Here is a 25,993-nt window from a genome sequence, read left to right as displayed (position 1 = left end):
ATCTGTATAAACCTAACAGGTTTTATCCCGAAGTTTCGGGACTATTAGGTTTGGTGTTCAATATTATTTTGCTGCTTGCAAACGCTTTATCATATCTTTCATTTCCCCTATTTCTTTACGCTGTGCCTCGATAATATCATCTGCCAATTTTCTGACCTCTGGATCTTGTATGTCGGCTCTTTCACTTGTTAAAATTGCGATGGAATGGTGTGGAATCATTGCCTTCATCCAAAGGATATCTCCAATAATAGGACTTTGAGCCCTTACAAGCCCAAGTGCGCTAACAAAAAGCACTAAACTTCCCAACAAAATTGCGATGTTTTTTTTCTTGTTTTGGTACATTTTCCGCATAAAAAACCACATTATTACTGCCATACAAGCAATGCCCAAACAACTCATATAGAAACGTGTGAGGCTGAAATAAACGTGGTCAATTTGATATGTGTTAAGGTACATTGTGATGTACATTGCGATAAAAGATGCGCCGAGCATCAAAATGAATTTTGTGTAATTGCCTTTGCTTTGGTGTTGATTTGAATGTTCCATAGTTTTTGAGTTTTAATCATAGTTTAATATTTCTTAATCGTAAGGAATTTGCAATGACCGAAACCGAGCTAAAGCTCATTGCCAATGCCGCTATCATAGGCGACAATAACAACCCGAACACAGGAAAGAGAACACCTGCCGCGATTGGGATGCCCAGAATATTGTAGCCCAGTGCCCAAAATAAATTTTGCTTAATGTTCCGCATCACGTTATCACTCAAATCCCTTGCTTTGACGATGCCGTGCAAATCGCCTTTTACCAAGGTAATCATCGCACTTTCTATGGCAACATCGGTTCCCGTTCCCATTGCGATGCCCACATCGCTTTTTGCCAAGGCTGGGGCATCGTTGATGCCGTCGCCAGCCATTGCAACAATTTTTCCTCTGTTCTGTAATTTTTCTACCTCTTGCAGTTTGTTTTCGGGCAACATTCCTGCTTTAAAATCGGCAAGGTTTAGTTCCTTTGCGACCGCTTGGGCAGTGTCGCGATTATCGCCAGTGAGCATAATTACTGCAATTCCCTTATCCTGAAGTGCTTTAATTGCGTTGGCACTGGTTCCTTTTATTTTATCGCCAATGACGACATATCCCACAACTTTTGAATCGATTGACAAATAGGAAACTGTTTTTCCCTGCTTTTGAAAGCTTTGTGCTTCGGTTTCCATTTCAGAAGTCAATTGAGCCTCGGCATATTCCATCATTTTTGCGTTGCCCAAAGCAACCATTTTTCCGTTTACCGTTCCTTCAACACCTTTTCCGGTAACAGCACTAAAGTTTTTTGTTTCTAAAAACTCCGTTTTCTTTTCTTTACCATATTTCACGGTAGCTTCAGCGAGTGGATGTTCACTCATATTGTTAAGGGAAACAATGTGTTGCAATACTTCATTTTCAGAAAATTCCATCCCAAAAGCACCAATCTTTTCAACGGTTGGTTTACCTTCGGTTATGGTTCCGGTTTTATCGATAATCAAAGTATCTACCTTATCCATTTTTTCGAGGGCTTCCGCATTTTTAATCAGTACACCGTTTTGCGCACCTTTCCCAACGCCCACCATTACGGACATTGGTGTAGCCAAACCGAGTGCACAAGGACAGGCAATGATGAGTACGGCTATTGCATTTACAAAAGCATAAACATAAACAGGCTCGGGTCCAAAAATTGCCCAAACTATAAATGTTATGATTGAAATAAGAACAACGATAGGCACAAAATATCCCGAGACCGTATCTGCCAATTTTTGGATGGGCGCACGACTGCGACTGGCGTTATTGACCATTTGGATGATTTGGGAAAGCAAGGTATCGGAACCAACTTTTTCGGCTTTCATTAAAAATGATTGGTTGCCGTTGATAGTTCCACTGCTTACTTTGTCGCCTTCGCTTTTACTTACGGGAATGGGTTCTCCTGTAATCATAGATTCGTCAACTGTTGTATTTCCTTCGGAAATGACGCCGTCAACAGGAATTTTATCACCTGGTTTTACGCGAAGGATATCGCCCAACTTAATTGAATCAATCGCAACTTCTCCTTCCTTGCCATTCTTAACCAGAATAGCTTTGTTTGGTGCGAGCTTCAATAATTCCTTGACAGCCGAATTTGTTTTGCTGTGTGCACGGGCTTCGAGAACCTGACCCAATAAAACCAAGGTTAAAATAACAGTTGCAGCTTCAAAATATACGTGTACTGCGCCAGAATCTGTTTTAAATTGTGCCGGAAAGAAATCGGGAAAGAGCATCCCGAAAACGCTGAACAACCACGCTGCGCCCGCGCCAATACCGATTAAGGTAAACATATTGAGGTTCCACGTTTTTATACTTCTGTAAGCCCGTTCAAAGAACATCCAAGTAGCATAAAAAACCACAGGTATCGATAAGGCAAACTGAATCCAGTTCCAATACTTCTGTTCCATTACTTGGTATAATGGATTGTTGGGAATCATTTCGCTCATTGCCATTAGGAAAATGGGCAAGGTAAAAGCGACTGCAATCCAAAATTTCTTGAGCAGTTTTTGATAGGTTTTTTCCTCTGAAGAAATATCAGGCTGCATCGGTACCAAATCCATCCCACAGATTGGGCAGGCCCCCGGCTCGTCCTTAACGATTTCCGGATGCATTGGGCAGGTCCATTGTTCGGACGTTGTTGCCGACAGATTTTGCTCTTCCACCAAGTCCATTCCGCAGACAGGGCAATCGCCAGGTTTATCATAGGTTTTATCGTCTTCGCAGTGCATTGGGCAGTAAAAAGTTCCAGTTCCTTTGCCTTTTGGTTTTTCTACTTTTTTGTCATCGGAATGATGATGTTCTCCGATATTATGGATGCTGTAACGCCCACCGTCATTTTTTAAGGCTTCTTGAAACTTTTCCAATGGAATATGGTTTTGCGTTTCTATGGTTGTTTCGGCTTTTTCCAAATTGACCGAGGCAGATGTTACACCTTCAACTTTTGAAAGTGTACTTTCTACGTGGCTTCGGCAACCGTTGCAGGTCATTCCGTGGATGTGATAGGTGTGTTTCATTTTTTATTATATTGAATTATTATCCAAAATTAAGTGCCCCAATTTCCATTTATATGCACAATTAGGGATAATCCTTATACAATTTGGTCAAGGGATTTCCTATTCCATTTTTGTAAATTCTTAAATTCTGTCATTGACATTCCCGTTACATTTTTAAACTGCTTTGCCAAATGGCCACTATTATTATAATTGAGTGTATATGCTATTTCTGAAAAATTCAGTTGTCCCAATTGTATCAGTTCTTTTACCTTTTCAATCTTTAGATTTATTTCATATTTCTCAATGGTCATTCCTTCGGTTTTGCTGAACACTTTACTCAAAGCCGAATAGGATTTATTAAACGTTTTGGTCAAAAAAGAAGAGATATTTGCATCGTCCTGATTTTCAATTTTTTTGATAAGGACAATTTTCATTTCTTCAATCAAAACTTCTGTTTCCTCTTGTATAATTTCAAAACCGTGTTTTTTTAGTTCTTTTTCCAATTTGGAATTTTGGATTGATTTTTTCTCATCTAAAATTATTTGCCCTAATTCAACCGATTTTATGTCATAACCCAAAGTATTCAACTCACGTATTACAGTTGATTTACACCTATCGCAGACCATATTTTTTATGTGAAGTGTTTTTGTCATAATCAGTTAATAAAAAATTTCACAATCAAACCGCCCGCTAGCCAAACGTAGCTTACCAATGCGGCATATTTAAGTATATTTTCCAGCAGTTGGCTTTTGGGTGCCATTTCCTTCATTTGTTTTACATCTTTCCTTTTGAAAAATCCTAGATAGATTAAAAAACCAGATAATACCAGAAAAGCGATGTTTAAAAAGAAGGTATAATCTAACTTAAAGTATTTGCTATCCTGAATTTTTACTTGTGATGGATCTGGCAGAATGCTCAATAAATCGAATGAATAATGTAAAAGCAAGGACGCGCCGATAAGTGCTGTGAACAACAAGAACAAAATGAAAAGCGACATTTTCCAACCATAATATTTGGCATTGATACGAAGTATTGGAAACACTACCAAATCACTAAAAATAAAAGCCATAACGCCTGCAAAACTTACACCTTTACCAAATAATAAAGCAGCCAAAGGAATATTTCCCATTGAACCAATAAAGGTCAAAAATGCAGCGACCGGACCAACAATAATGTGTTCGAGGATTTGAAAAAATGTAAAATCGGTATTGCCGTTCCCACTATTGATAAACAAGGTTTGAAAGAAGGAATCCGGTACAAAAGCCGCTACGATTCCCGCAATGGTAAAGCCTACGGTAACGTCTTTCCAGACCATTTTCCATTCCATCCCGTATTGTTTTGAAACCTTTGCCCATCCTTTTTCCGACTGTATTTTCTTTTTCCACGATTTGGAACCGTCCATATCATCATTGTCCTTATCCTTTAGGTTTTTTCGCGCTTTCTCTATGAGTTTTTTTGGATTTATCAATCGAATCAATAACCAAGAAATAAGTATTAATAGAATTCCACCCACATATTCTCCAACAACAAATTGCCAACCGAGAAAGATGGAAATAATAATTCCGAGTTCGATAACCAAATTGGTTGATGCCAATAGAAAAGCTATTGACGACACAAAACTCGCCCCTTTTTTGAAAAGTGACTTTGTTGATGCCAATGCCGCAAAACTGCACGAACTGCTGATAAAGCCGAAAAATGTACCGAGCAAAACGCCTTTGCCTTCCTTTTCGCCCATTGTTTCCTGCATCTTTTTTTCGGTCACAAAAACCTGAATCATACTGCTGATGATGTAGCCAAGCGCAAAAGCCCATAGTGCCATCCAGAAAAATCCAGTAGTTGTATAGGCTGCCTCGCCCCATTGTTTTAGAAAATTGTCCATACTATACTCTTTTTTGTGCCTGACTTGGGAAGGGTTTTAACTAATCAACAATGAAAAAAATTCCATTCCCTTCCCACATCAGGACTTTACTCTAAACTATCTTTTATTTTAGTCATATAATCAATCAAGGTTTTCTTTTCAGCATCTGATAAAATCGCATCCCGATGAATCAAAGTATAGGACGATAAAGGCATTTCATCATCCTTAATCTGGTTTATGATGGATTTTAATTTGCTGTTTTTTCTTCTATCTGAATAGTTTTCCCATTCATTAAAATTAAGCTCTGCCTTTCCTTCCTTTATATGGTCTTCCAAATACCAAGCAGCAGGCTGAATTTTATTGTACCACGGATATTCGGTATTGTTACTGTGGCAATCATAGCAGGATTCCTTCAACAGTGTACTGATATTTTCCGGTGGATTGTTGACCAACAGAAAATCCGTTTTTGGAATCACATCACTTTCGTTTCTTTCAGTTGGTAAGAATTGGATTGCTAAAAAAGCTATCAATAAAATGAGCACTATGGTTTTTAGGATTTTCATTCAGTCATTGAATTAAACCTTCAAGCTAACCCCGGAAGGGCGGAAAATGCCTTGAAGGTTATGATTAATTAATTTCCTTCTGCACTTTACCGCAGGCCATCATTTTGCTGCCGTAGTATGGGTTTTTTATTTCCTTTTCCATACTTAACCAAGCACTTCCACCATCATACATTGGACAAAATTGTTGGTACAAGGTATTTTCAGTTCCCGTAATGGCGACCATATCCATCATATCCTTGCTCAAGGTTTTGAAATGCTCGCGTTGGTGGTCCATTTCACTTTTGCCGATATGTTCTGCGTGTTCCTTGGCATCTGCGATGATGTCCTTCAATTCTGTTTGTTGTTCGGCTGTGTAACTGTTCACATCAAAGCCATTTAAGGTGTTTTCCAACTTTTTGCCAGCTTTTGCGGCATCGTCCTTATTGGTGGCCACCAATGCTTCCTTTAAAGTCATATAATCCGCCAAAACCTGCTTTGCATCCGTTGTTTGTGCATTGCTATCCATAGAATCATTTGATACGGTCATTTCATCGTGGTTCATACCTTCGTCGTGATTCATTTCATCGTGATTCATTTCAGAATGCATCGCATCTTCCGAATTTTCTTTTTTACCGTCTTTGCAGGACATTGCTGTTAGGCTTACGAAAGCCATTGCCAAAATTGCTGTTGTTACTTTTACTTTTTTCATTTTTTTCTGATTTAGATTAATACTTGTTTTTGTTTACTATTTATTGAATTATTAAAATCTCACGGATAAACCACCACCTGCACCAAAACGGTTGTCGTAGCTCGCCATCAATGAAAAGTTTCTTGATAGGAAATATTCGATACCTGCATTCCAAACAACTTCCTTTGCAAAATTGTCTTCAGCTGGAAGGTCATTTACCCACCCAAAATCTGCTTGGTATTCATAACTGCCAAAAATGGCCGTTCTTGGGAAAATGAGGATTTCACGGCTCAAACTAATCTGTGGGCGCAACTTGTTGTCAATACGCACATCGAGATTGAATAGATAGGGTGCCAAAAACCGGACTCCAGCAATGGCTGTAGTAGAAAGTTCATCCAAACTGTCTTCCATTTCATTCTCGATATTTACACCACCAAACACCCTTAAATAATCGTGCAGATAACGTTCGTAGGTTATTTCTGCTTCCAAATTTTGATTCCAACCATACTCGGCCATTACATTGAACTGGTTGCGAATGTTTGAGGTTACAAAGTTAAATTCCGTCATATGCGATGCCGCATCCACCATCGCCCAAGTGTAATATTTATCAGCCTCGGTAATCAAACCGCTTATGGGATATCCGTTCAAACGGTCGTCCCTTGGCGTGTCATAGCTCATAACCCTTGCCATCCCGCTCATCATATGGTACAGGATGTGGCAATGGAAGAACCAATCGCCGTACTCGTTACCGTAGAACTCAATGGTCACTTCGCCCATTGGCGGAACGTTGACCGTATGTTTTAAGGGCGAATATTCTCCATTTTTGTTGATGACCCTAAAAAAGTGGCCGTGAAGGTGCATTGGGTGGTGCATCATCGTGAGGTTGTTAAGAGTAATTCGGGTAACTTCTTTATGGTTTATTTTAATCTGGTCGGTTTCCGAAAGGGGCACGCCGTTCATACTCCAGATATAGCGGTTCATATTTCCGGTAAGGTTCAAGAGGATTTCCTTTACCGGAATATCTTTAGGATAGGTTGTTTTTTCGGGTGATTTTAGGTAATCGTAATTATATTCTGAAAACATACCCATTCCTTCCATCTGCATAGTGTCCATTTTCATTTTGGAATGGTCCATTTTTTTATCCATCATAGAATCTTTGGACATATCCATCTTCATTTTTGAATGGTCCATTTTACTGTGGTCCATCGTATCGTTCATCATTGAGTCCTTGGACATTTTCATATCCATTTTTTCATTCTTCATATCCATATTGGAATGGTCCATTTGCATCCCATATTCTTCTTTCATCTCATAACGTTCGTCTTTTTTTGGTTGGAATTTTAAAGCGTGCGCGCCCATTTTCATATCCATCTTTGCCATTTGCTGCATCATTTTTATCTTGTCTGGCCGCGGAACTACTTCTGCAGGAAGCAGCTTGCCATTTCCAATGAATGCTGTTGCCGTGCCCGAACCGTCCTGTGCCATTGCACGGAATTCGATCTTTCCGTTTTCTGGAATGGTTACTATAAAATCATAGGTTTCGGCAATGGCGATGAAGGTTTTATTTTTCTGTATTGGCTCCACATTGAGACCGTCGGCAGAAACCAGCGTGGGTATTCCGCCACCAAAAGTCATCCAAAATTGGGTAGATGCCGAACCGTTGATAATCCGTAACCGTACTTTTTCGCCAGCTTTAAAATCTGGATATTCGGGATTTTGCTGTCCGTTTACCAAAAAAGCGGGGTAATAGATGTCGGCTATATCGGCACCTTCCATCCGTTGTCGCCAAAAATCAAGCTGTGCGCCAAATGCACAACGCGCAATCACTTGGTTCAAGGGTGTGGACGTACCTTTTTTCATTCCGTACCATTCATTGCCACGTTTTAGATTTCGTAGCACATTTATCGGTTTTTCATTTGTCCAATCGGAAAGCATCAATACTAAATCTCTGTCATAATCCAAGGTTTTTTCTTTTGGTTTGATAACAATAGAGCCGAAAACACCGCTCTGTTCCTGCAACATTGTATGTGAATGGTACCAATATGTTCCTGACTGTGCCACTGGAAATTCATATTTAAAAGTTTCGCCCGGACGAATGGGCGGCGTGGTCAAATAGGGAACACCATCATAAAAATTCGGGATGATGATGCCGTGCCAATGGACAGAGGTTTCTTCCTTCATTTCGTTTTTTACATAAATGACTGCATATTCGCCTTCGGTAAACTCCAAAATGGGACCAGGGATGGCGCCATTTACGGTCATTCCTTTTACGTCCTTTCCTGCTTTATTGACCATTTCTTCCTTGATGGTCAATGTATATTCCCGAACGGGACGGTTTTCGGTATTTCCTTCTTTTGATTGTTCAAAAAGGTTTTGGCCAAAAACAGATTGATATCCCACTAATAAAAGAAGCAGTATGTGTTTTAATGGTTTCATTTCAGTATTTTTTTTATAATTAATCTAATTTTCCCAAACGGCTTATCGCAATAGCACATAGTTTTAATTGGTTAAATAATTGATAATGGTGGACTGTACGAAATACATTTTTATGGATTCAATTTGATTGATTTGAAACTTCAACTGCAATTCCTGAATGTCCAGCACATCATTAAAATCTATCGTTCCCGTTTCATAATTTTTTATCAGGATTTCCTCGGCATCCTTTGCTTGCTGAAGGTTTTTTGATTGTGTCTCAAACTTTATTCGTGCTTGGTTTCGCTGTGAAATCGCTTTTGCCAATTCAGATTCCAATCCGTTCAATCGTTCGTCTTTTTGCGACTGGATTTCCTGTTGGCGCAACTCATTCTGTTTGGTAATGGACTTATAGCGATTGTTGAAAATTGGAATCGTAATTGAAACCATAGGCATCAAAATATCCTTTCCGTTATCAATGAAATCCATATCTTGTCTTGCCGCAACGGGTAAGTAATCGACACCAAAACCGAACATTGGTTGGCTTTCACGCAGGTTAAGCAGTTCCGATTTTGCGACCGATTCATACAACTTATCGAATTTGAGCAATTCCGGATTTACGGAAAGTGCTTTAAAAGAAAGCTGCATATCTTCCATCGGAATTTCTAAACTTTCAACAACCGAAATTTCCTTGTCGTAACCGCGATTCATCAAACTGTTCATAGCGGCCTGTATGCCATTATTTTGTTGTTGCAAGACTTCTTTTTCCTGTTGCAGCTCATTTTGTCGAATCTGTAATCGCAGTACATCAACGGCAGAAGCTTTTCCAACTTCTACAGAAGTCAGCGCAAGTTTTTCATACGTTTGCAACAATGCAATATTTTGGTCAAGAACTTTCTGTTTCGCCCTTATTTCATAAAGCTGGAAATAGAACTGTGAAACAGAAAGGGCCAATTTTCGTTTTGCTATCGTGACTTCCACAAAATCTGCATCCGCCATTGAAGTGGCATAATTTTCCCTTGCGTTTATGGTGCCAAACCAAGGAAACATTTGTTTTATGGAAAAGCGTGCACGCTGCGCCCCGACACGGGTTTCGGGTTCGCTTACAAAATAACCAGCACTAAACTCGGTGTTCGGAATCCAATTGGCTTCATTTACTTTTTCAGATGCAATATCATAACGCAATTGAAACTTTTGGATTTCGGGACTGTTGGCAACGGCCTCTTCTATGTAGGTCTGTAAGTCCTGACCAAAACTATTGAAAGCCGAAAGACTAATTCCGAAAAACAAAGCCAATCTTATATATATTTTCTTTTTTATCATTTTTCTATGGTTATAGTTCGTGATTCTGCTTTCAGTTTTCTTTTCGCAATCCGTTCCTTCCTCCAGCTATATAGCACGGGCACAAGGAAATACGATGTGGTATCGAGCAACATTCCGCCAAAGATGGGAATGGACATCGGTATCATAATATCACTTCCTTTTCCTGTGGAAGTCAATACAGGCAACAATGCCAAAATGGTGGTAACTGTCGTCATCAAACAAGGACGGATTCTTTTGGAAGCAGCTTCCAACGTGGATTGTCTTATTTCCGCTTTATCGGTCGGGTCGTTTTTGTCGAAGGTCTGTGTGAGATAGGTCGCCATTACCACGCCATCATCCGTTGCAATACCAAAAAGAGCAATAAAACCTACCCAAACCGCGACGCTCAAATTGACCGTGCGGATATTGAAAAGGTCGCGCAGATTTTCGCCAAAAAAGCTGAAGTTCAAGAACCAATCTTGACCATAGAACCAAATCATTACAAAACCACCCGCAAAAGCGACTGTAATCCCCGTAAATACCATCAAGGTTGTGGACACCGAACGGAACTGGAAATATAAAATCAAAAAGATGACCGCAAGTGCCAAAGGAACGATAATGGACAGCGTTTTTTCTGCACGTAATTGGTTTTCATAAGTACCTGTAAATTGATAGCTGACGCCTTTGGGAACATTCAATTCGCCCGCGTCAATTTTATTTTGGATGAGTGCCTGTGCATTTTCCACGACATTCACTTCGGCAAAACCATCTAGTTTGTCAAATAAGACATAGCCCACTAAAAAAGTATCTTCACTTTTAATGACTTGCGGACCTTGTTCGTATCGAATGGTTGCCAACTCGCTCAATGGAACGGGGCTTCCCTTTTCAACAGGCACATAAATATCTTCCAAGTCTGATGGGTCGCCACGCAATTCACGAGGATAGCGCACCCGAACGCCATAGCGTTCCCTGCCTTCAACAGTTTGGGTCAACACCATTCCGCCCACGGCAACTTTCAGGACATTTTGAACTTCCTCTATAGTAACGCCATAACGAGCCAATTTTTCCCTGTTGATATCAATCAGCAAATAGGGTTTGCCCACGATTCGGTCTGCAAAAACGGCTTCCTGTTTTACACCTTCGGCCTGTTTTAAAATTCCTTCCAACTGAACGCCAAAGGCTTCAATCTGTTTTAAATCCTGACCTTTAACCTTAATGCCCATTGGCGCGCGCATTCCTGTTTGCAACATAACCAATCGGGTTTCGATAGGTTGCAGTTTTGGGGCAGAGGTAACGCCTGGAAATTTAGTAACCCTTACAATTTCGTTCCAAATATCATTGGGCGAATTGATTTCGGGTCGCCAGTTTCGGTAGAACTCACCGTCATCATCCGGAATTAATTTTTCCGAAGTGACATCGACCGTTATTGAAACTTTCTTCCCATTATTTCGGGCGTTTTCAACTTTTTCAGAACCAACGGGACTGTTGGGATTTTCAACTAAAGTGTTATCCTTCAGCATAAAAAACCCATCATCGTTTACCTTAAAACGTTGCCGTTTTCCATCATCATTCAACATATATTCAGATTTGTACTGAATTATGTTTTCGTACATTGACAAAGGTGCTGGATCCAGTGCGGATTCCGTTCTTCCGGATTTTCCAACAACGGTTTCGATTTCGGGAATGCTTGCTACCGCCATATCCAATTGCTGCAACACCCGTTTGTTTTCCTCAATACCTGCGTGCGGCATAGAGGTGGGCATTAACAGGAATGAACCTTCATTTAGGGAAGGCATAAATTCTTTGCCGGTATTCTTATAAATAAAAAAACCAAATATCAAAAGTGCCGTGGGAATGGTCAAAAACAAAAGTTTGTTTGCCAATGCCCATTTCAAAATTCGCGTATAATAGTTTTTAAATAGTGAAAAACCTGCCAATAGACCAAAACAAATGATGCCTACAAAAATGAGGTTCCAAAACACGCTTTTGTCCACGCCCAACGGCCTCCAATATTCAGCCAACAGAAAGACTATTGCAGCTGCGGAAAGATAAATATTGAATTTGTTTGACCTCTCTTTTGAAAGCTTTTCCTGTAAAACTGCCAAAGCCACAAAGCCAAAGCCAATAAGGATTAGGCCAATCCAATGACCAAAAATGACCGCAATAAACCCTGCCAAAATCAACAGACTGCTAATGCCGTAATTGGCTGTTTTTCTGATATTCCTGCTTTTGAAGAAAAACGCAGCGAATGGTGGTATCAAAAATAACGCTATTATGATAGATGCCGTTAAGGCAAAGGTTTTGGTAAATGCCAAGGGTCTGAACAATTTGCCTTCAGCACCAATCATTGTGAATACGGGAATGAAACTGATGATGGTTGTCATTACAGCCGTTACGATAGCCCCGGAAACTTCTGCTGTAGCGTTGTAAACCACTGTGTTTATTGGCGTAGTTTCATCGTCCTCATCCAGATGCCTTATGATATTTTCTGAAAGGATGATGCCCACATCCACCATTGTCCCGATGGCGATGGCGATACCCGAAAGCGCTACAATATTGGCATCCACTCCAAAGAATTTCATTGCAATAAACACCATCAACACCGCCACAGGTAAGAGGCCGGATATGAGTACCGAAGCTCGAAGATTAAAAACCATAACGATAATTACCAAAATAGTTATGAGAATTTCGAGTGTTAACGCCTCGTTGAGTGTACCCAAAGTTTCCTGTATGAGTTCTGTGCGGTCATAAAAAGGAACAATAGTAACTTGCGAAGTTCTGCCATCAGCCAACACTTTTGAAGGCAAGCCAGTACTCAACTCATTGATTTTTTCTTTTACGTTATTGATTACCGCTAAAGGATTTGCTCCGTATCGAGCCACCACAACCGCACCTACAACTTCGGCACCTTCCTTGTCCAAAATACCGCGACGTGTTGCAGGCCCAAGTGTCACTTTGGCAATATCACTAATTTTAATGGATGTAAAATTTTCAGAAGTAACGACAGCATTTTCAATATCTGCGACCGATTTTACATAACCCAAACCACGTACAAGATATTCTGCCTGATTGATTTCCAAGGTTTGTGCACCAATGTCCCGATTGCTTTCTTTTACCGCCTTTACTAATTGAGCAAGTCCGATATTGTATTGTCGCATCAGTTCGGGATTCACGTCAATTTGATATTCCTTTACATAGCCGCCAATAGATGCCACTTCGGAAACACCACTTGCAGATGCCAAGGCGTATTTCACATAATAATCCTGAATGCTGCGCAGTTCCTGCAAATCCCAACCACCTGTAACGTTGCCATCTTTATCACGACCTTCCAGGGTGTACCAAAATATTTGTCCCAATCCTGTTGCATCGGGACCCAAAGCTGGATTAACACCTTCGGGCAATAATCCGCTAGGTAGGGAATTGAGTTTTTCGAGAATACGGCTACGGCTCCAGTAAAATTCGATATCCTCTTCAAAAATGATGTAGATGCTCGAAAATCCGAACATTGAAGAACTGCGGATGGTTTTCACGCCTGGAATGCCCAACAATGTGGTGGTTAGCGGATAGGTAATTTGGTCCTCAATATCCTGTGGTGAACGTCCGTCCCATTTTGTAAAAACAATTTGTTGGTTTTCGCCTATGTCCGGAATGGCATCAACCGCCACAGGGTCTGATGGCAATATACCTGTATTCCAATTAAAGGGTGCGTACACCGTCCCGAACCCGACAAATGCGACGAGCAGTAAGACAGCAACGAGTTTGTTTTCTATAAGAAATTTGATGCTTTTATTTAGCATTGGCATTGATTGTTAAACAATTAGAAATAAGTATTGGGAAAATACCAAATACGACAAATTATCCTGATGGATAAACTCCATAGGATTTTTGGTTCTAATGTTTAAAAATCAAATTAAATAACTCTCGTCAAGTTTGTAGATAAGCCTGACTATATTGGGTGGTGGGTATGCTGGTAAGGACGGTCTAATTTCTTCGGTAGATTCAAAAAGAGCACTGTACGTGTGGAAGAAAGCAGCAACCAAAATATACTGGTCAAATGATATTTTATCAAAATTCAGTTTAAGTTCGTCCTGTCCTTTAATGAGTGACTGCTCATTTTTACAGCAATCCGGTTTTTCCATTGAACAACCGTTAGGAAGTGTTGATTTTGCTATTTCCATTCCGCAGGACTCAACACTTTCGAATAAAGAGGTCGCCACTAAAGTTTCTCCACAATAATGCATATTGAGCATGAATGACATTGTAGAAAACAAGACTACAAATGCCATTAGCATTGACAATACTTTATGGAAAAAATTTTTCATTTCTACGAAATTATAAAATAATGTATAGAAAAATTTGTTTTTAACATTTTGTTTTTAACAATTTTCACATGAAAAGTAGTTTTAAAAATGAATGATAAAATAATTCTGAAGAATAAAAACTCCAGTTTAAGGTACTGGAGAAACCTCATAAATTGACTTATCAAGCCATTTCGTAAATTTCGTTGAACAATCTCTTATCCAATTTTTCCTGTTGTGAAAAGCTTTTCTTCAACGTTCTGTGAAGCATCGCATTAAAGGCATTATATCCAAGCCACAGATTAGGCGACTCGTTCAATAATAACGCTTCGTAGTTCAATATCTCAATGACTTCCCTTGATTTTTTCGAAGGATTATCATTCTTGTCACTACATTCATATCTGAACAGTTTCGTTCTTTCAAGAATGTCCTTGACGAATTTCTCTGTATCGAGAATCTCAACTTTCTTCATCTTGTCGAATTTCGAAGTAATGGTGTAAAATTCATTATCCAGAAATTTATCGAACAATTTATTCAGACTTGGCATTATCAGGTCTGTGTTATTTTTGCTGTGCTTGATAGAAAACTCAATTTCTGCCTGTGAGACATGAAGTCCATTGGAGCATACTTTTCTATAAAATCCAAAGTGTCCGGAAGTCTTTTCACTTCCATCATAAGAATTTTTAAATCGCAGCATAGGCAGAATCAAATCTTTATCGTTCTTCACCGAAAACTGACTCTTATCCTCGATGATAAAGTCCGTAATAAATGACCTATCAGCTCTGTTAATTGTCTGCTTTTGAAAATTGAGGTCAGCATCCACCAGCATCTGTTCGGCTTTCTTAAAGAAGAGTTCATTTGGAACATGGCCATAACTATTTGAGACCACGTTCACAATCTTGCCATTTGAGATAATGGCATTTTCAAGTCCTCGTCTGGACTCCATTTGGGTCAGACTTTTCAATGATTTCATTTCGTTTGAAACGAAGATTTCATCTTGTTTTAAATTTTGTAAATACATAACTTTTGATTTTAGATTAGACATTATTTAATAGTACTTGGTAGTAAAGGGGATATCTCTCTCTGTAATAAGCCAAATGACTCTCCCCACTTTCAATTGTGTAATTATTACTAGTCAATTGATAATGTTCTTCTGCTTCTTGCAGTGATACTTCGGGTTCTGATGATACATTTTTCATAATGATGGATTTTAATGGTTAAACAATATTTAAGCGAGAACCAAACGGAAGATAAAATCTTGGCTCAAAAGGAAACGGAATAAATAAGCGTAGGAAGAAGCGTCGGCTTTATGCCGTAGTCTTTTGATGGAAGTATTTTACGAGTTTAAATTGCGGTGATATTGTATGAATACTAACTCCCTAAAGCGGACTTAACCCAAAAGTTTAAGATTGGGAATGGAATGTCCCTGCCTTCAGCGGCTGGGAGGTGGAATGGAAATAATGAACTTTTGGGTTGTGTCCAAGACTTTTTTTAATAAAGCGCACTTCTCGAAATGTAGAGCAACGGAATGGATTGGGAGTGGGCTTATTTATACTAAATTAGATATATATATTCAGCTATTTGAAATTTAATTCATGAATCTACTATACTGAAGCTGTTATATAAGTTGTTATAATTTCAGTTATATTAGTATTTTATATTTGACAAATGATAGATAAATGACTGAAATACTTAAGGAAGATTGGCTAATTAATTTTTTTAATGATGCCGATGACCAAAACATACTGAAAAGAAGGGAATCACATTTTATAGAATTTAAAGAGAATTTTGACTGGACGGCGGAGAAGGCGAGAGCAAATTATTGTAAATCTCTATGTGCATTTTCGAATAATAAAGGTGGGGCTTTAATTTTTGGTGTACAAAATAGTCCACATAAAATTGTTGGAATTAAGGATTTTGAAAAAATAGATGATGCTGATATAACCAATTACATTAATGAATTATTTACGCCATCAATTAATTTTGAAAGAAAAGAATTTATATTTAGAGGTATGACTATAGGCATCCTTTATGCATTTAAAAATAAAAACAGACCGATTATTTGTAACAAGGACAGTTCTAAAACAAACAGTTCTGATATCTATTATAGATATGGGGCAAAATCCTCTAAAATAAAGGCAGGAGACTTAATTAAACTTATTGAAGAAGTTAAGCATGAGGAGTCCGAAAGATGGATGAAATTATTAGAAAAAATTGGAGAGATAGGAATTGAAAACACTCATCTTCTTAATTCTGTTAGTGGGGAAATCATCAGCGAAAACAATACATTTCTTTTGGATGAATCTCTCTTAAGCCAAATAAAAATTATCGATAAATATTCCATTCAAAAAGATGGAGAACCAGCTGTCAAAATTATTGGTCATATTCCTGAATTGGCAAGAGTTATTAAGACGAACATAAATATTTATGAAGAAGATATTTACAAATCTTATTTAAAAAATATATCAATAGTTAATGATGAGGATTTATTGAAATTCATTTGCCAAGGAAATACCGCATATTTTCCATTTTATTTTCTTTTAGATAGATTGTCACTAAAAGAAAAAGATTCAATTAAGTTATTAGAAGATTTAAAAATTCGAGGTAGTGTTAGAAAAAGATTAATTGAGAGAATTAAAAAGGATAAAAAGTCAAGTGATTACAAAAACAGATTCACGCTTGGCGCTAATTCAAAATATGGAGAAGAGCGTAAAAATAATTTGGAAAAAATAAACAATCGGTCTCAAATAAATATCGATTCAGAGGATAAATCGAAAAGAGTTCTTGAAACAATATTTAGTTTGTCAAGTATAGAATTAGATTTTATTTATATAAAAGAAATTTTGTTTAAAATTTTTGAATTACATTATCCTTTTCAAAATGGCTCTATAAATTACTTATTTAGAGAAGCCATTACCTATTTGGATTATTTAGAACATAAAATCTCGAATTAAATTTTGTAGGCATAAAATATTCTACAAATTAAAAAGCGCTCAATTCAGGCATTTCATCATAAGTTCTTCCATTTAACATACGTCCTGCCGCCTTTTTATTTTTACCTCCCCACTGTTTAAAAAAGAATTTTACACTTGAAATTTCGCATTGAATTCTTATATCTTCCACCCATTTCGTTTTCATTTCCCTTGGTTTAAAACCACTTTCTCCACCCACTATTACCCAGTCAATATTGGATAAATCCATATTTGATAAAGGTCCAATTAAGGGTTCTAAAGATAGGAACTTTACATGGGCATCTGTATTCCTTAACTGACCTATGCGATGAAGAACAGAGCTGTTTTCAACTGATACTCCCATCCAAATGTTTGGTGTCCAATTTAAAGCACCCATTTGAGAATATTTTTCAAGATTATCTGACCTTTTGGTGAGCACTTGGAAAGTGTGCATCGGATTTTCATTCATAGATTTAAACACTTTTTGAATAAATTCTAATGGCACTTCATCATGAAATAAATCACTCATTGAGTTAACAAAAACAATTTGGGGTTTTTTCCATGTATAAGGACGATTTAATTCTGATTCATGGGTACGAATCTTTTTAAATCCATCAGCATACTTTTCCTGTCCCATTGCTTTTAAGCGTCTGGTCATTATTTCGGCATAACAAAATTTACAACCTTGGGAAATCTTTTTACAACCCGTAGTCGGATTCCAAGTTACTTCTGTCCATTCTATTGAAGATTTACTCATAATTTAAAATTTAATTTACAAAATGGACTTATTATAATATTTTCTCTAAAATTCTTACCGTCAGTGCGTATTCCAGTGAGTTTATCTTTTTTCTCCAAATGTCTTAATGCATGAGTAAAATGCTTTCCCGAATAATTGGAGTCAGGGTGCATTTTCTGAAATAAGGATTCGGAATCCAATTCCTTTCCCTTATAAAGGCCAAAAATTTTAGCGGCTAATGTCTCTACATTTGAGTCTCCAAAGTCCATTTCAACGTCAGAATTTCCCATCCGTTTTGAATCAAACGTGTAAGTTCCATTCTCTAAAGAGGCACCAATGTTGTCAAATTCAGCATATACCTGTTTTACAAGTTCAAAGCCTTTTTTGTCTTTACTGAAATGTAGAACGTAATGGCTGGCTGCAAGATTGTCTTCCTCCATAAATTTAAATGCAGCCATAAAAATGGGTTTTTTAAGTAAAAGTTCTAATTCCTCCTTCATGGAATTTATAAAAATTGGTAACCTTTTTTCCGTATTGATTTCAAATTTTCTCAACTCCTTAACTTTATCGTAATTGGTAGGAAATAAATTCCGTAATAAATCTTCAAATTTTGAATTTTCAATTGCAGCATGAATTCTTTTAATATTAAAAAACAGGAATATTTCGTTGCCCCAATTACTTAAAAAATTTGATAATGTTAAAGAACTTACAGTTTTATAGCCGAAAGGGTCGAAAAATAACAATGAAGGTATAGGATTTTTACCATTATATTTCTTGTTTAAGAATTTGTCAATACCATCATGGTTTCCGACTTCCAATTGTCTAAACTGTGGTTCATACGCGAACTCTTTCAAGTTAAAATTTTCATTTAAGTTTTTGTTCAAGTCTTCCCCGAAGAGCATATCATTAAATATTAATTCAACAGTTGATTTAAGAGTTGAATTTTTAAGGCATGCATCTGTAATTAAGAAAGGTGTTGAAATGTTACCGTCTTTGTAAATTCCAGGTCCAGAAAACAAATCGCAGTATCTTATTTTTTTTTGACCTGGCTTATTTATAATTAGAGCATATTGAGGGAAATAGTTAGCGACTATTTCAGCTTTTACTTTTGAATTAGCTTTTTGATATTCATAAAATTTTTCAATTTCCTCCCTTGTTTGCATTGACATGTTTAAAGAAATTTAAGACAGTCAGTAAAGAAAACAATAATTACTGAAGTATAAAAATCTAATTATAATTAAATATCAGCTATAAGCCCCCAAACCGCAGGATGCTCACTCGCAGCCTGATTTTTATTCAAAACAGATTTATAAGTTGACCATTGCGGACGCTTTTCTGGCCACATTGCTTTTCGATTTAATCCACTATCAGCAATAGTTTGAAATAGGGAAGGAGATAAGAGCATAAAATCTGTTTGCCTGATGTTGACACCTTTTCTGTAAGCACCCATTCTGTGATAACTCGCATCTATACCTTCATCATAATCAACCTCAAATGATAAATGCTTTGTAATATCTTTCAAGTCAGTTTCTTGAAGTAGAGGTGCTAATGAATCGCAATAAGATGGTGCATTAAATGTTCCGGCGATTATAATGTTATTTGTACCATCAGCTACTAATTGTTGATAGAGTTCTCCTGTGTTTCTTGCTTGCTGTTGTCTTATTGCAAGTGATTTTTCAGGATTGGACAAATCATTATAGAAATATGTAGAAAACAAATGATATTTTTCACATTTCGGTGTCATAATCACATACTCAATCAACTCCTGTGTAGGATATTCAGAAGTATCAATAGTGTGAAGTTTAATGGCGTCCAATTCATAACCATTTTTGAGCATAAGAGCGTGTTCGCGACCTTTTCCTTCTGAATTTGGTATGACGATACAATCGCTGAAAGGGTCGCATTCGAAATTCGGTAGGTAGAGATTGTTAAATTCATCGAGCGACATTTTATCTTCCACTTCTTGTAAAATTAGAATGTCAGGATTGATGTCCGCAATGACTTTCGCTTTGTTATTGCTCGATTCCGGATGAATCGGAACGGTTTGTACCTTTATCCAACCGTTCCAGTCGGTCAACTCATCTGCTTTTAACGCTTTTGAGTCGCTCATGCCTTTGAGATATAATTCTCCTGATTTTTTACGCATGATGGCATAAGGGCTTCTGTAATTTTTGTCAAATCCGAGTAAAAAAGATAATTCTCTCATTCTTTCTGCGGTAGAGTTTTTGTAATCTGCTTTCAAAAGTAAATTGTCAAATTCGGTGACCCAATTGGTAACACATTTGCTCAATGATTGTTCCGTAAGACTTCTGTCTCTATGGAATAGGTTCTGGATGTTAAATGATGCTATTTTCATGATTATTTATTTTCGTTTGTCTTTCGTGTTGATGTCAAAGGCAATCAGATTGAACATTTTTCGCATTCTGCTTCGGACTCTGCTTCCATATAGTTTTTCCAATTCTTCAGCGTTGAGATTGGTCGTGGCATGCGTTTTACATTTAGTGCTTAAGAAAAGTTCATATCTTGAAACCATAATTTCCCCCATGACGTTGCAGTCTTGTCCATAATGACGACCGATGGGTTCAATTCCCAAATCGTCATAACAGAAATTTCCGCCTTCACCATAATCTTCAATGATTTTATAACCAATATGATTGAACGCAAAAACAATGTTTCGGCACGGAATCAGCTCGTATGGGCGTTGCAATGGAACGATAAATTGGATTAATTTCATTAAGGAGGTTTTACCACATCCAACGGGTCCAGTTAGCAGGATGTTCTTGTTTGGGTCGATGTCATGCTTTTTGCAACTTTCGAAATCCTTGACCATGTAATTGCACAGCTTTAGAATGACTTCTTCGTCACCGTTATGAATTTTAAAATCAACTCCAAACAACAGTTTTCCTTTGGCATCGAGGTAGATTAGAATTTTGTCGAAATCATAAAACATCTCCGTGCCGTTGAATCGTCCGATTGAATATTCGACACCATCTTCGATTATTTTAGAGGGGTTGCCCATAATCTTTGATTTTGTTCGTTTTTAAATTGTCCCGATTTTGGAATCTTTCGTCTCCCATCTGTGATATTTTAATTTCTTCTGCCTTTAGCATCCAGTTCTCTGCTGTGGAATGCCAATCTGTGATTTTAATTTTTCCACCAAGCTTCCATCCAATGGATTTGTAATGGTTAAAAAATTTTTTGGCCTCCTTGGTTGGCCAGTTTTTTTCCTTAAAAAAAATCAAAACCTCATTTTCGTTTTTGGGTAGCTTTAGTTTGTTACTGTTTTCTATTTGTTTATTACTGTTTGTATTATGTATCAACGCCTGTTCAGCGCTTGTTTTTCTATTGTTCAGAGCCTGTTCAGCGCTTGTTTTAAAAATGAACATCCTAACTTTGCTCCCTTTAAAAATGTTATATGAAGGCAAATAGCACAGGTATTTCCAATCGTTGAGATTTTTGATGCATTTATGATAAGTTGCCGTTCCTCCAATTTTTGCCAATCCCATAACTTCATCTCTATTGATATAAAATTCTTCGGGAAACCGATTGATGTTCCAAAACTGAAACAGCGACATGTACAAACTGATGTGTGTTGGATTCAATCGAGAGTCTTTCGAGAATTGCTGAAAAACTGCGTTCAAATGTTTTATATAATTCATACATTGTTAATCGTATTTATGGTGTACACGATTTTCATTCATTATCTTTTGGATTTCTTCGGAATCATAAAAAATGATACCGCCAATCTTTGTGTATGGTAGTGTGCCATTGATGCGAAGATTCTGTAAGGTTCCTGGACTTATCTGAAGAAATTCCATGACCTCGGAAGATTTCAGGTATTTTTTTAATTTCCCATGCGATTGCTTGGTCAACAAGGTTTTGATGTCATCGAGGAGTTCCAGTTTGAAATCTCGAAGGTCGTCTGTAGTAATGATACTTGTCGGCATAATAGAACGATTTTTAGAAAAGGGCCATCGTTTTCTTTTTCAATTAAAATGATAGCCCTTGACTTGATTTAGCTCACGACTTTAATATTTTAATAAATAAGAGATCGTGAAACTTGAATTTGACTTTCGTTCTACAAATTTGAGGTGAGATATTGGCATATCACCAATAGTTGAACCCAAGTTGGGAATTTTTATTTAGCATTTAATTTGTTGTGTTTTGAAGGTAAAAATACCGTTAAGAGATTTCGTCACCATAAACTTCAATCAAATTTTATGGGCAGGCTTGTGCATTTACAAAACCCCAACTTGGTATCAACTTGGGGTCATTCGTCAGAATCATTAAAACGTTTTATCAGGACTTCGGTCAATCTGTCCAGAAACTTTGTCTTACTACATTTTCTTGCTCGAATGTCGATGAACGTATGGTAGTAATTTCCCAGATCAACATTAAAAATTTTTTCAAACATTGAAGCCAGCTCCTTTATATCCGCCGTTCCGCTGTTTATTGCACCGCTGCTGTGCAGTGCATAGGTCAATTCTATTAATTCCGTCTTGCTTCCTGTCCAAAAAAGCTTTGAAGTTGATTGCTTCATAGTGTTGATTTTCTTGTTTTCTGCGTTAGTTTGTAGTTTTTTAATTTCCTGTTGGAGATAGACTATGAGCATGTCATATGCCATGATAGTGGCCACCGTTGTGTCCTGACACGTTGAGAATTGTTCGTCTATAAAAAAATGGTAAGATTCTGTTGGTAGTCGTAGGTCGGATTTGCCTCTTATGAAATATTCTTCATCCAAGGTTGTGGCGCCTCGTCTATAATAATGATAGAAGTCCAAATTGTCATTAAAAAAAACCTGCAGTTTATTGATGTGGTTATTGAGATATTTAACTTGAAATTTAGAACTGCTTCGAGGGCGTTTACTTTCAATACTGAAAAGTTTTACATAGTAGATAAGTCTACTGAAAATTTGTGGTTTGATGTGCTTGAAGAAGCTTATCTCTTCATTTTTAGAGGTAAATCCTTTTTCAACAACTTTTCTTCGAAGTTGTTTAATACACTTTTCAGTTTTAGTGATGCCATGTTCCGCTTTATATAGAATATCATCAGTGCAGGATTCCAAGAAATCCAAATTGGTCTCAAATTCTGATATCAATTCTTGGTATTTCATACCTGAAAGTTAAGCGGTATATCATTATTATTTAGATTCTAATAGCCCCAAAAGTTCTAGGGTATAATTATCGGAAGTCTGTATATATGCAAATTTTTCTTCGACTGTAGCACCAAGCTTTCTTTTTTCAAAGGAAGCGGTCATACCAAAATCAATTTGTTTAAAATTAACTTCTATGGCTCTTTTAATTGTTTGATACAAAAGCTGGCGGTACGTTTGATATTGGTCTAAATAGTCGTAATCCATTCCTACCAAAGAAGGGACATATATTTTATTATTATTTTTATAACAGAACATAACACCTATTATCTTGTTTGGTTCCTCTGGAATTGTAATGATTATGAATTCCCAATATGGATTCTTGGACATATTTGTAAGCAAAACCAGCGGATAGGAGAAGGTGTTTAGTCCTAGATTTTTTTTACGCACATTTTCATATAATTGATGAACTTGCTTTATTTGAATATTGTTAAGATTTTGCATTACAGAAATATGTAACGAATCTTTATAAGCTTCAATATCCTTTCTAAAATGCTTTTTACTTCTAGTCGAAAGATTCGAAATATAATCTTCAATTGACTCATTGGGTTTTAAATCAATCTTACATGAATTGGGCATTTGAATCCTGACAAATCCTTGACCTAAAAAGTAAGTATGATGCTCTTGATTGTCATTAAAATCTCGGAGGACTAACATCATTGAGTCTGAACTCTTTTCGAGACGTTCCATCAATTGCATGACTGTGTTAAAAGCGTCCTTCTTTCGCGCATGTTTTTCATCCACATAAAGGTGATTCCCTTCGGTAAATAAACACCCCAAGCTCAAAACTTTTGAAGTCATATAGTAAGGATTTGCGTGACGTTTTTCTTCAATAACTTTTGAAGCGGTCAAATTGGCCAACATGTCATCTTTCCATATAGATGATGATAGAACCGCCGCTAATATGGGATGCGCATGTTCGTCTTTGATGATGATATACCAAAAATCCCAAATGTGTTCCTTTAGTTCGTTATTTCTAAATGTTTGTTCGATAAATTTTAAACCATCATAATCTTGAACTCCAGAAGTTCCGACCAATTCGTTCCAGGTATTTTTATCAATGCCTGAAATACTGGTTTCAATTTGAACCTTCAAATCAGAATTAACCCATGTATCTTTGGTCGTCTTTGGGTCTAATCTGAATGCTTCATATACACGACGTAAGCTTGTATGAGTTTCTTCTATAGCTTTAGGTAAATGATATGCCATTGCATCAACCAAAGCTTTTATTTCTTGACGTTGATTATGTCTGGAGATTGTTATCCTAACTCCCGTATTTTTCACGGGTACAGCTGGAAACATTCCTAAATTTACATAAAAGCCTTCGTTCATCAATCTATTAATGAAATTATAACCAGTCTTTGGCATGCCAGTACCAATAAAAAATACTGGGGATCTGTTCCTATCTACAAGCGGTAAGTCCGTTTGTTTTACCAATTTATTAAAATATTCAATCCTACTTTTAAGATCGTTTTGGAGTTCGTAGATTTCTGAAGTGAGATGGATTTCAGCAGATGCCGTCGCAGCGGCAACGGATGCTGGCTCTAATTGGGCAGAGAAGGTTAATGGACCACCAAACGTCTTTATTTCTTGATATAATTTTTTGTTTGAACACACCAATACAGAGCCGCTTGCCCCAAAGGTCTTGCTCAATGTCCCGAAAAGCAGCATATTTTCTGAAAGTTCATCGATTTCACTCATAACATAACCTGTACCATTTTTCCCAGTCCAACTCATGCCATGTACGTCATCGAAATAAAGGTGTAATTGGGGATATTTAAGGCTCAACTCCTTTAACTCTTTTACCGGAGCGAAATCGCCGAACATCGAGTATATGCCATCGGCCATATACCATATTTTTTTTCGGGTGTTTGAATACGTTTTAATTTTATCCTCTAACATGTTCAGATCATTATGACGAACCATATCTACTGGAACACTTCTCAACTTTAATACTTTTGCTGCACTTTGAACGCTCCAATGGACTTGATGATCGAGAATGATAGCATCTTCATCCCTGACCGCACTTGGAATCACGCCCAAATGACCCAAGGTGCTGTTTTTGGTGATGACAACGGGGTGATTGTACATCTCCGTAACTTTCTCCTCTAATTGTCTATAAAGCGGATTGGAGATATATGATTTAGACAAAGGAAATTGTGTGCCATAACGATGGATTGCACTGATAGCAGCATCTTTCAATCTATGATCCTGTTCCAATCCTAAATATCCAGTGGTGCCGAAATGAAATAAATTTCTATTTTTTAATCCAATTGTTCGTCCGTTAAAACTTTCCCCTTCTGCATAGAGATGCAATATGCCCTCGTCTATGGCGTCTGTAAAGACATCGTTCACTGTGTCTAAAAAGTTGTTGTGTTTAATTTTTGCCATCGTTATTGATTTAGAACATTAAGTTAATATGTTTTATAGTACAATGGGAAAAATGTGGACTTCTAAATCCTTTTAAGTCAACTCTTAATCCTTTGTAGGCAAAATTTAATCCATATTAACCAATGATTGTAAAGAAAGGTGCAATTCTTATGTTGATTATTTTGTAAATTTATATTTGAGAAAATACCAGTTTTCAGATGATAACAATAACTTCAGAAAATGACTATGCTTCATATAAATTAAATGATGGCATTCTGTTCATTACCTATAATAAGGATGTAGTGTTGGATTTGCCAGCGGCAGTTTATGTGGTCAAAGAGCGCCTCCTGTTGCACGAAGGACGGGCATTGCCAGTGCTGTGTGATGTCAGACAAATAAAAGAGGTCAATAAGGCCGCTAGGTCTTACCTGTCCATTGAGGGGTCCATTTTGGTTAAGGCAGTAGCTTTTATTGTAGATTCGCCAGTATCGGAGATGTTATCGGAATTTTATTTGCGCACTAATAAGCCAACCGTCCCTACAAAAGCTTTTAATAATTTTGATTTGGCTTTAAAATTTTTAAGCCAGTATAAGTAAAATTGTAAATAAAAGCTATAATAATCAATTAAAGAACAAACTAGTTTA

General features: G+C 37.3%; 21 protein-coding genes. 2 read left to right on the top strand and 19 right to left on the bottom strand.

What is annotated here, in order from left to right:
- Positions 1 to 63 precede the first annotated feature (63 nt).
- The 11 genes from M0G43_RS12005 to M0G43_RS11955 all read right to left on the bottom strand — a co-directional run bounded on the left by M0G43_RS12005 (position 64) and on the right by M0G43_RS11955 (position 15,161).
- Complete coding sequence (locus M0G43_RS12005) at positions 64 to 546, bottom strand: DUF305 domain-containing protein (protein ID WP_248026780.1); 483 nt, start codon at positions 544 to 546, stop codon at positions 64 to 66.
- 16 nt (positions 547 to 562) lie between these two features.
- Entirely contained in the window at positions 563 to 3,061 is a 2,499-nt protein-coding gene (locus tag M0G43_RS12000) for a heavy metal translocating P-type ATPase (RefSeq protein ID WP_248026778.1), read from the bottom strand.
- A gap of 74 nt (positions 3,062 to 3,135) precedes the next feature.
- Positions 3,136 to 3,693, bottom strand: a complete 558-nt coding sequence (locus M0G43_RS11995; protein ID WP_248026777.1) for a helix-turn-helix domain-containing protein — start codon at positions 3,691 to 3,693, stop codon at positions 3,136 to 3,138.
- Positions 3,694 to 3,695: 2 nt separating this feature from the next.
- Entirely contained in the window at positions 3,696 to 4,919 is a 1,224-nt protein-coding gene (locus M0G43_RS11990) for a permease (protein WP_248026775.1), read from the bottom strand.
- An 86-nt stretch (positions 4,920 to 5,005) separates the two neighbouring features.
- Positions 5,006 to 5,461: a heme-binding domain-containing protein gene (locus tag M0G43_RS11985; RefSeq protein WP_248026774.1), complete on the bottom strand. Its 456-nt coding sequence runs from the start codon at positions 5,459 to 5,461 to the stop codon at positions 5,006 to 5,008.
- Positions 5,462 to 5,525: 64 nt separating this feature from the next.
- The gene (locus M0G43_RS11980; protein ID WP_248026772.1) at positions 5,526 to 6,149 is read right to left on the bottom strand and encodes a DUF3347 domain-containing protein; all 624 of its coding nucleotides are present in this window, start codon (positions 6,147 to 6,149) and stop codon (positions 5,526 to 5,528) included.
- Positions 6,150 to 6,200: 51 nt separating this feature from the next.
- Positions 6,201 to 8,564, bottom strand: coding sequence for a multicopper oxidase domain-containing protein (locus M0G43_RS11975; RefSeq protein WP_248026771.1), 2,364 nt, complete (start codon positions 8,562 to 8,564; stop codon positions 6,201 to 6,203).
- Between the two features lie 63 nt (positions 8,565 to 8,627).
- On the bottom strand, positions 8,628 to 9,863 hold the full coding sequence (locus M0G43_RS11970) for a TolC family protein (RefSeq protein ID WP_248026770.1): 1,236 nt from the start codon (positions 9,861 to 9,863) through the stop codon (positions 8,628 to 8,630).
- On the bottom strand, positions 9,860 to 13,639 hold the full coding sequence (locus tag M0G43_RS11965; protein WP_248026769.1) for an efflux RND transporter permease subunit: 3,780 nt from the start codon (positions 13,637 to 13,639) through the stop codon (positions 9,860 to 9,862). Before M0G43_RS11965 ends, M0G43_RS11970 begins: the two co-directional genes overlap by 4 nt.
- A gap of 108 nt (positions 13,640 to 13,747) precedes the next feature.
- Complete coding sequence (locus M0G43_RS11960; protein ID WP_248026768.1) at positions 13,748 to 14,164, bottom strand: HYC_CC_PP family protein; 417 nt, start codon at positions 14,162 to 14,164, stop codon at positions 13,748 to 13,750.
- 160 nt (positions 14,165 to 14,324) lie between these two features.
- Positions 14,325 to 15,161: a DUF932 domain-containing protein gene (locus M0G43_RS11955; RefSeq protein ID WP_248026767.1), complete on the bottom strand. Its 837-nt coding sequence runs from the start codon at positions 15,159 to 15,161 to the stop codon at positions 14,325 to 14,327.
- A 658-nt stretch (positions 15,162 to 15,819) separates the two neighbouring features.
- On the opposite strand from M0G43_RS11955, the gene M0G43_RS11950 reads away from it, so the two are divergent.
- On the top strand, positions 15,820 to 17,094 hold the full coding sequence (locus M0G43_RS11950) for an ATP-binding protein (RefSeq protein ID WP_248026766.1): 1,275 nt from the start codon (positions 15,820 to 15,822) through the stop codon (positions 17,092 to 17,094).
- A gap of 28 nt (positions 17,095 to 17,122) precedes the next feature.
- On the opposite strand, the gene M0G43_RS11945 is transcribed toward M0G43_RS11950, so the two are convergent.
- The 8 genes from M0G43_RS11945 to M0G43_RS11910 all read right to left on the bottom strand — a co-directional run bounded on the left by M0G43_RS11945 (position 17,123) and on the right by M0G43_RS11910 (position 25,370).
- On the bottom strand, positions 17,123 to 17,848 hold the full coding sequence (locus tag M0G43_RS11945) for a DUF5131 family protein (protein ID WP_248026765.1): 726 nt from the start codon (positions 17,846 to 17,848) through the stop codon (positions 17,123 to 17,125).
- Positions 17,845 to 18,990, bottom strand: coding sequence for a three-Cys-motif partner protein TcmP (tcmP, locus tag M0G43_RS11940; protein WP_248026763.1), 1,146 nt, complete (start codon positions 18,988 to 18,990; stop codon positions 17,845 to 17,847). Before tcmP ends, M0G43_RS11945 begins: the two co-directional genes overlap by 4 nt.
- A 74-nt stretch (positions 18,991 to 19,064) precedes the next feature.
- Positions 19,065 to 20,183 (bottom strand): hypothetical protein, encoded by a 1,119-nt coding sequence (locus tag M0G43_RS11935; RefSeq protein ID WP_248026761.1) that lies wholly within the window; start codon positions 20,181 to 20,183, stop codon positions 19,065 to 19,067.
- A gap of 6 nt (positions 20,184 to 20,189) precedes the next feature.
- Positions 20,190 to 20,846, bottom strand: coding sequence for an ATPase (locus M0G43_RS11930; protein WP_248026760.1), 657 nt, complete (start codon positions 20,844 to 20,846; stop codon positions 20,190 to 20,192).
- A complete protein-coding gene (locus tag M0G43_RS11925) occupies positions 20,830 to 21,486 on the bottom strand; it encodes a hypothetical protein (protein ID WP_248026759.1) in 657 nt (218 codons plus the stop codon). Before M0G43_RS11925 ends, M0G43_RS11930 begins: the two co-directional genes overlap by 17 nt.
- A 6-nt stretch (positions 21,487 to 21,492) precedes the next feature.
- Positions 21,493 to 21,774, bottom strand: a complete 282-nt coding sequence (locus tag M0G43_RS11920; protein WP_248026758.1) for a helix-turn-helix domain-containing protein — start codon at positions 21,772 to 21,774, stop codon at positions 21,493 to 21,495.
- A 323-nt stretch (positions 21,775 to 22,097) separates the two neighbouring features.
- Positions 22,098 to 22,940, bottom strand: coding sequence for an RteC domain-containing protein (locus M0G43_RS11915; RefSeq protein ID WP_248026757.1), 843 nt, complete (start codon positions 22,938 to 22,940; stop codon positions 22,098 to 22,100).
- A 27-nt stretch (positions 22,941 to 22,967) separates the two neighbouring features.
- A complete protein-coding gene (locus M0G43_RS11910; protein ID WP_248026756.1) occupies positions 22,968 to 25,370 on the bottom strand; it encodes an aminotransferase class I/II-fold pyridoxal phosphate-dependent enzyme in 2,403 nt (800 codons plus the stop codon).
- Between the two features lie 197 nt (positions 25,371 to 25,567).
- On the opposite strand from M0G43_RS11910, the gene M0G43_RS11905 reads away from it, so the two are divergent.
- Complete coding sequence (locus M0G43_RS11905) at positions 25,568 to 25,945, top strand: hypothetical protein (RefSeq protein ID WP_248026755.1); 378 nt, start codon at positions 25,568 to 25,570, stop codon at positions 25,943 to 25,945.
- Positions 25,946 to 25,993: the final 48 nt, after the last annotated feature.

The organism is Subsaxibacter sp. CAU 1640 (assembly GCF_023156585.1).
Taxonomy (GTDB): domain Bacteria; phylum Bacteroidota; class Bacteroidia; order Flavobacteriales; family Flavobacteriaceae; genus JBPOFM01.
The sequence above is the reverse complement of the archived record's forward strand: the minus strand, read 5'-3'. Positions and strand labels throughout refer to the sequence as shown.